Source organism: Mucilaginibacter sp. (assembly GCF_036383575.1).
GTDB lineage: Bacteria > Bacteroidota > Bacteroidia > Sphingobacteriales > Sphingobacteriaceae > Mucilaginibacter.
Map to the genome: position 1 here is coordinate 1 of NZ_DASVOB010000313.1, position 6,842 is coordinate 6,842.

Here is a 6,842-nt window from a genome sequence, read left to right on the forward strand (position 1 = left end):
GATGTATTGAGTAAACCCATCCAGGGATGGAATATTTACGAGGGTACAGCGGTTAACTATTATCGCCCGCAAACCATCATACAGCCGGTGTTTGGCATTAAGGATTATTTATGGCCTATCAGTACTAACGATTTGATAGTGAATAATAACCTTACCCAAAACCCTTACTGGTAGGAGCATCTGTTTACTGAAAAGATTAGATAATTAATATAGAAATATAAATTATGAAAAAGATTAATAACCGCAGATGGCTTACCGGTTTAATGCTTATGCCGGTTTTGCTGATCATGCTTATCGTTTCCTGTAAAAAGGGCGAATCAAACATCGAGGTAGTATCCAATGATACTACCAAGCCCGGCGTGGTCACCAATGTAAAGGTTGAGAATTTAAACGGCGCGGCAAGGCTTACCTATACGCTGCCTAACTCTAAAAACCTGCTGTACGTTTTAGCCAGCTATAACATCAATGATAAAACAACCAGGGAAACCAAGGCCAGCTATTATACCGATACCATTACGGTTGATGGTTTTGCAAGGGCTAAAGACTACGAAGTTACCCTGTATGCTGTAAGCCGTGCCAACGTTAAATCAGATCCGGTGGTGGTTAAGGTTAGTCCTAAAACACCTAACTATTTGCTCATCAATGATAATCTGGATATTACCCCCGATTTTGGCGGCGCCAATTTCTTTGGCTTAAACCCCAATAAAGTGCCAATTGCGGTGCATGTGCTGTCGTTAAATGCTAAAACCAATAAATATGACGAACAGGACCCGCAGTATATCAATACCGACTCGGTAAACTTTTCGGTACGCGGGTATGACGCAACGCCTAAAAAGTTTGGTGTATACACTACCGATAGGTTCGGCAATGTTTCGGATACGGTATATAAAACGCTTACACCGCTGTTTGAAACCCTGCTGGACAAAAGCAAGTTTTACACCTATCACCTGGATAGCGATAGCCCTATTGGTTATGGCTGGGAGTTCAAATACCTGTTTGACGGTAACACCGGTGAACCTGGCTGGCATACGCTGAGCGCGCCTACCAAACAAGGTACCTTTGCTTTGGGCGTAAATGCCAAGCTGAGCCGTTTTGTTTTATGGGAAAGGTTAAGCGGTGTTTTTGGTTACCAGAACATCAGGCAGCTTACCCTGTGGGGTACCAGCAGCGATTCGCCTAAGGATTCTGTATTGCCTAAAAACTCGGCTCCCGGCACAGTATCCGGCGACTGGGTGAATTTGGGCAACTTTACTTACCCTAACCCGCCTTCAGGCTTACCTCCAAACCAGGCCAATGCTTCTGATATTGCCTTTGTTGCTGCTGGTGTTAATTTCAAGATCGGTATCAACGCACCTGCCACCAAATTCATCAGGTTGGAGTGTACACAAACTTGGGGCGGCTTGGATTATGTGAACGCGCTGGAGATCTCATTATATGGCAACCCATTGTAATACAATTAAAAATTAAAGACATGAAGATCAGATACAGTATAGCTGCTTTCTTTTTGGCGAGTATTACAATATTTGCCTGTAAAAAGTACGATAAAGATTATAAGGCGTTTTTAGATAATCATGAGGTAACTTATCCTGGTTTGGCCAGCAAGGTAACTTTTCATCCCGGTAATTTAAGGGCGGTGCTGGTTTGGCACCCAAGCCCCGATCCGAGTATTAAAAACTATAAGATCACCTGGAACAACGCCACCGATTCAGTAATAGTTGATGCCTCAAGTCACAGTCCGGCCGATTCCATTAGCGTATCCATCCCAAATTTAAAGGAGTATGTGTACAGCTTCAGGCTGGTAGCGCGTGATAATGCGGGCAATTCATCAGTTGGGCAGGATATTAACAATGTGCGTGTTTATGGCGCGGCTTACCAGTCGGCTTTGTTAAACCGTTCGTATAATACGGCTAATCCTTTCCAGGTAAATGATAATGGTTCGGTAAGGCTGTTTTTTATTAAGGCCGATACCGGAAACGTTTCAACCACTATCAAATATACCAACACCGCCGGAGCCGAGGCAACAAAAGAGCTTAGCGTAGATAGCAGCGGCATAACATTGACCGATCTTAAGCTGGGAACAGCTATCCAGTACCGCTCATCATACAAACCAACGACCGATGCGGTTGACGTGTTCAATACAACCTCTTTCGATGATTTTCCAAAGATCTATGGGATAGTGGAGTGCGACAAATCATTGTTTAAAGCCTATAATTTACCTACCGATATTCCATCGGCATACGGCTGGGAAACTTATTACCTGTGGGATAGGAGCACCAATGAACCGGGCTTCCACACTCCGGGAACAAGCATGCCGCAATGGTTTACGTTTGATATGGGGCAGCAAGCGTCGCTTGCCAAAATGAAGATCTGGCAGCGTACTTCGGCCCTGTACAATTATGGCAACCCTAAACGATTCGAGATCTACGGCAGCAACAGCCCAAGCGCGGATGGTAGTTACAACAGCTGGACAAAGCTGGCAAGCTTCACCTCGGTTAAACCATCAGGTTTGCCAACAGGGCAAACCACCCAGGCTGATGCCGACTTTGCCGCAGCCGGCGAACCGTTCAACTTCCCTGCCGATTTGCCAGCATACCGTTACATCAGGTTTAAAGTACTGGAAACCTGGGGCGGAACAAATTATTTCCATTTTCTGGAGCTAACCATGTACAAAGTGGATAAGTAAAACCTTGGTTTGGTTTAATAATGGCAAATTCCCGTTGTTTCAATTGAAGCAGCGGGATTTGTAGTTTTAACCCTTGTAGGGCTTGGTTCCCATGGCAAGGTAAAAAATGGGTGTCATGCTGAGCTTGTCGAAGCATGGTGGGTAGGGCCTCTACGCACGACCCTTCGACAGGCTCAGGGTGACAGCCCACTCCGCCGCCGCTCGGCTCCAGCCGAGTGGCAACTATCAAAACGGCCTCTGGCCGACGTAAACCCGCATAGTGTACAAAGGCCAGACACCTGCTTCCCCAACTTCGGCGGCCAGAGGCCGTGAAATACTCGACACTCGGCTGGAGCCGAGCGTCGGCATAAGCTTTTATGACATTAATACTCCCTTCGCATTCCGCATCCTGATCAACGAAAACCGAAGGCTTGAATTGCGCACAGCAACCGCAATTTCAGTTAATGACGGCATAAACCGCAGCTCAGTATCCCGGTTTAACAATGCAGCCATGATATCGTCAACAACAGTAACCACTACCGGCACAACAGGTTTATATGATACGTAGTACCCAGCACATTCATCTATCAGCATAAAATCATCCGGCAAAAACTCGTAACAATACAGGGTTGTTTCTTTGATCTGCTGATACCAGCCGCTTTCAACAGCGATAACATGACTGGCTGTTGTATTACTCATGAACTTTTGTTTATCTGTATCAGTAGTGTCAGCACCGGCATAAAATGTTACCCTCGGACAATCACGGGGCAGCAGGTAATTGTGCAGCAACTGATCGCTGATTGCAAAAACAACATCGCCTGTAATGTTTTCAAAATGAGATGGGGAGGGACGGGGAGTAAATATGCTGATGCCGGGCTGTTCGCTGATATGGAAAAGTCGGGGTTTGGGCGGGTGCATAGCCAAATTTTTGGTAGAGACGCATAATTGCGTCTCCTGTATGCAAATTACGTTTGATTCGCCGACATGGCAAACGATTTTCCAATTATGGATGAATCTCTTGCAAGGCGGCTTGTCCTGCAGGAGACGCAATTATGCGTCTCTACAGAAAAAACTTTATTGCCGTCGGTTTTAACCGACGGGGAAAAGATAATCGGCCAACCGGCTTTAGCCAAAATCTCCACCCCATCTACCGCTTATGTGTTTTCCGATATTTTGATGGCGACATGCCGCTCAATTTGGTAAACAACCTCGAAAAGTAATAAGGGTCATCAAAGCCCAGATCTGAACAGATCTCCTTGATACTCCTGTCGGTAAAATAGAGATACTGGCACGATGCCTGAATTTTGAGCAGGTTAAAATAGTTGATAGGCGATGAACCTGTTTTTTGCTTAAACAAGCGTAAATAATGTGAGGCCGAAATACCCTGCTGTTTAGCCAAATGGATCACCTCAAATTTTTTGCTGATATGCTTTTTCATGTAAGCGATGGAGTTGCTCACAGAATCATTATCGTAATCAACCGGGTTGGTTTGCTTATAGTAAACCAATGATGAGATGAAATTGAGCAGGTTGATATTTACGATCTCCATTTCCTTTTCGTGGTAGCTGTGTTCAAGTACGGCGTAAATCTGTTCGTAAAGCTTTATCCGGCTGTTATCATAAGGAATGGATTGTACTACAGGCTGTCCGTTTTGAAGCGAGCGCTCATAAATGAACTGTGAATTTAAGCCGCTGAAATGCACCCAATAAATACTCCAGGGCGTGGTTTCAGAGCTTTGATAGCGATGGCCCACATTACGCGGAATAATGAAAAAAGTATTGGGTTTCAAAACATGGTGTTGCCCGTTCAAATAAACATAGCCTTCTCCATCAATACAGTAAAGTAAAATATACTCGTTGCTGCCGGCACGGCGCTCCCAGTCATGATAGGCGGCCTTCGGATAATAGCCTATAGCCGTTAGGTAAAAGCCTTTGGTTAAAGGGTTATTTGTAATGGTTTTTTTGATGTTTGGCGGTAATACGATCTTTTTTTGACCGATGAAGCCTTCTTTTATCTTTTTTTTAGGTTCGGCTATCACATTCATAGCTTAATGGTTAATTGGTGTTTAAAGATATTTATTTTTTATTGAAAGCAAGTTCTTTAGCCGGCTTTATATATGATAGTATTATCCATCACTTTCTGAAAATTATCCATTTTTTTAACCGCTGTTTCATAGTAGGTTTACCGAAACCAATTAAGCACAGAAACCAGTAGCGGTGATTATCCGCCTGTTTTGATGAAGTTGAAACACATGAATAAACAATTTAAATATCCGTACGCAGTTAATACCACATCCCGTTTATGGGGGCAATACGAGGGGCACAATGTTTACCTTTTCAAAATAGAAAATGAAACAGGAGCCTATGTTGAGCTTACCAATTATGGTGCGGCGATTGTGTCGGTTGTGGTGCCTGACAGGGAGCAGCAGCTCGAAAACGTGGTGGTTGGTTTTCCTGATCTGGACGGATATTTAAGCGATACCTGCTACATTGGCTCAACTATTGGCCGTTATGCCAACCGTATCAGCAGGGTGAAATTTCAGTTTGAAGGTGAAACTTACCACCTGGATGCTAACGACGGGAAAAATTCCAATCACGCGGGCAAAAGTGGTTTTAATTACAGGGTGTTTACTGCCGAAACTATTGAAAATGGCGTGGTGATGGTCCTTACCAGTCCGGATGGTGATGGTGGTTATCCAGGTACATTGCAGCTTACGGTCACCTACACCTGGGGCGCTGATAATGAATTGCTGATCAATTATAAAGCCGCTACCGATAAAAATACCATAGCGAATTTTACCAATCACGCCTACTTTAACCTGTCGGCATTTAAGAGTAAGATCTATAATCACAAGCTTACGATATCGTCGGAGTACATTGTGGATTCGTACGAAGATTATACGCCGAGCGGGGCTATTATACCTGCCAGGCAAAAGGCTTTCAGCAATAATAAGCTGAGCGATAAATTTAAAATAGATGAAAGCCGGGTTGAGGGTCTTAACCTGTTTTATATCATCGATCCGGAAACGGAAGAGAACGAATTGGGTTATGCCGCTCTTTTAACCGATGAAGAATCGGGCCGTACCCTTAAAGTTTATACCGATTATCCCGGCGTGTTCCTGTACACTGGCGATTATTTAAGCAGCACTTCGCCTACCCATACCGGTAAGTCGGCAAAACCGTTTGATGCCCTTTGCCTGGAATGCCAGCATTATCCGGATAGCATTAACCACCCTAATTTCCCGCAGGCCATATTGCAGGCAGGCGATGTTTACGATCAAAGCATTTTATACAAGTTCGGCACTATATGAAAAAACACACCCTGATATTTTTTATGCTATTTGCTTTTGCCCTTGGGGCATCGGCGCAAACCTACACAGTTAAATCTCCCGATAATAACCTGAAACTGGAACTCAAGGTGAACGACAGCATCAGTTATTCATTGACTTATAAAAACAATCAACTGATCTCGCCATCGGCCATCGGTTTGAAGTTGGATAAAACAACCCTTGGTGCAAATGCCAAAGTATTAGGCACCAAGCCATCAACGGTAAATAAAACTATCCGCCCGCTGTATGGTAAGGCCGCTGTACTTACCGATAATTATAACGAATTAGCTATCAGTTTTGCAGGGAACTATAAGCTGCTTATCCGTGCTTATAATGAAGGTGTCGCTTACCGTTTTGTTACTGATTTAAAAGATTCGGTGAAAGTAATGAGCGAGCAGGCCGGCTTTAACCTGAAAGGTGCACCCGGCACTACCATTGCCGAAACTGATAATTACACCGCCTGGGAATTGGCTTATAACCAATACAAATCCATCAGCGAGGTAAAAGAAGATAAACATGCCATCACCCCAGCTTTGTACAGTTACAACAATGGCGTAAAACTGGTTATTGCCGAAGCTGACTTGTTTGATTACCCCGGAATGTACGTTAGAAAGAAAAACGGCAATATCACAGGCGAATGGGCGGGCTACCCGGGCACAACCAAAATGGGCAGCTGGGGCGATTTTGTATCCGTAGTTACCTCGCGCGAAAATTATATCGCCAAAGAACCGGGTAAAAAAGAATACCCATGGCGTGTGCTCATCGCTACCGATGATGACAAAACCTTACTGAACAACCAACTTATTTACAAGCTCTCGAAGCCATCAGTACTGGAAAATACTGCCTGGATAA

At 44.3% G+C, this 6,842-nt stretch carries 7 protein-coding genes; 5 read left to right on the forward strand and 2 right to left on the reverse strand.

Going from position 1 to position 6,842, the window contains the following annotated elements:
• Positions 1 to 6: 6 nt before the first annotated feature.
• Genes VF500_RS10795 through VF500_RS10805 form a run of 3 tightly spaced genes read left to right on the forward strand, consistent with a single transcriptional unit; the run spans position 7 to position 2,683 of the window.
• Positions 7 to 174 (forward strand): RagB/SusD family nutrient uptake outer membrane protein, encoded by a 168-nt coding sequence (locus VF500_RS10795; protein WP_330859686.1) that lies wholly within the window; start codon positions 7 to 9, stop codon positions 172 to 174.
• A gap of 50 nt (positions 175 to 224) precedes the next feature.
• A complete protein-coding gene (locus VF500_RS10800) occupies positions 225 to 1,451 on the forward strand; it encodes a DUF4959 domain-containing protein (RefSeq protein ID WP_330859680.1) in 1,227 nt (408 codons plus the stop codon).
• 20 nt (positions 1,452 to 1,471) lie between these two features.
• Complete coding sequence (locus VF500_RS10805) at positions 1,472 to 2,683, forward strand: DUF5000 domain-containing lipoprotein (RefSeq protein WP_330859681.1); 1,212 nt, start codon at positions 1,472 to 1,474, stop codon at positions 2,681 to 2,683.
• Between the two features lie 354 nt (positions 2,684 to 3,037).
• Here VF500_RS10805 and VF500_RS10810 read toward each other — a convergent pair whose 3' ends face one another.
• Both VF500_RS10810 and VF500_RS10815 read right to left on the reverse strand, forming a co-directional pair.
• Positions 3,038 to 3,580: a DUF6886 family protein gene (locus tag VF500_RS10810; protein ID WP_330859682.1), complete on the reverse strand. Its 543-nt coding sequence runs from the start codon at positions 3,578 to 3,580 to the stop codon at positions 3,038 to 3,040.
• A 229-nt stretch (positions 3,581 to 3,809) separates the two neighbouring features.
• Positions 3,810 to 4,706 carry an AraC family transcriptional regulator gene (locus VF500_RS10815; RefSeq protein ID WP_330859683.1) on the reverse strand — a complete coding sequence of 299 codons (897 nt, stop codon included), beginning with the start codon at positions 4,704 to 4,706 and terminating at the stop codon, positions 3,810 to 3,812.
• A gap of 207 nt (positions 4,707 to 4,913) precedes the next feature.
• Between VF500_RS10815 and VF500_RS10820 the strand changes: the two genes are divergently transcribed.
• Both VF500_RS10820 and VF500_RS10825 read left to right on the forward strand, forming a co-directional pair.
• Complete coding sequence (locus tag VF500_RS10820) at positions 4,914 to 5,972, forward strand: aldose epimerase family protein (RefSeq protein WP_330859684.1); 1,059 nt, start codon at positions 4,914 to 4,916, stop codon at positions 5,970 to 5,972.
• Positions 5,969 to 6,842 (forward strand): glycoside hydrolase family 97 N-terminal domain-containing protein (locus tag VF500_RS10825; RefSeq protein WP_330859685.1); only part of this gene is annotated, 874 nt, incomplete at its 3' end. The genes VF500_RS10820 and VF500_RS10825, both read left to right, overlap by 4 nt.

Excerpts from the sequence above, each read along its gene's own strand:
- VF500_RS10815 (WP_330859683.1), bottom strand. The coding sequence starts at position 4,706 with ATGAATGTGATAGCCGAACCTAAAAAAAAGATAAAAGAAGGCTTCATC.
- VF500_RS10820 (WP_330859684.1), top strand. The coding sequence starts at position 4,914 with ATGAATAAACAATTTAAATATCCGTACGCAGTTAATACCACATCCCGT.
- VF500_RS10805 (WP_330859681.1), top strand. The coding sequence starts at position 1,472 with ATGAAGATCAGATACAGTATAGCTGCTTTCTTTTTGGCGAGTATTACA.
- VF500_RS10810 (WP_330859682.1), bottom strand. The coding sequence starts at position 3,580 with ATGCACCCGCCCAAACCCCGACTTTTCCATATCAGCGAACAGCCCGGC.
- VF500_RS10800 (WP_330859680.1), top strand. The coding sequence starts at position 225 with ATGAAAAAGATTAATAACCGCAGATGGCTTACCGGTTTAATGCTTATG.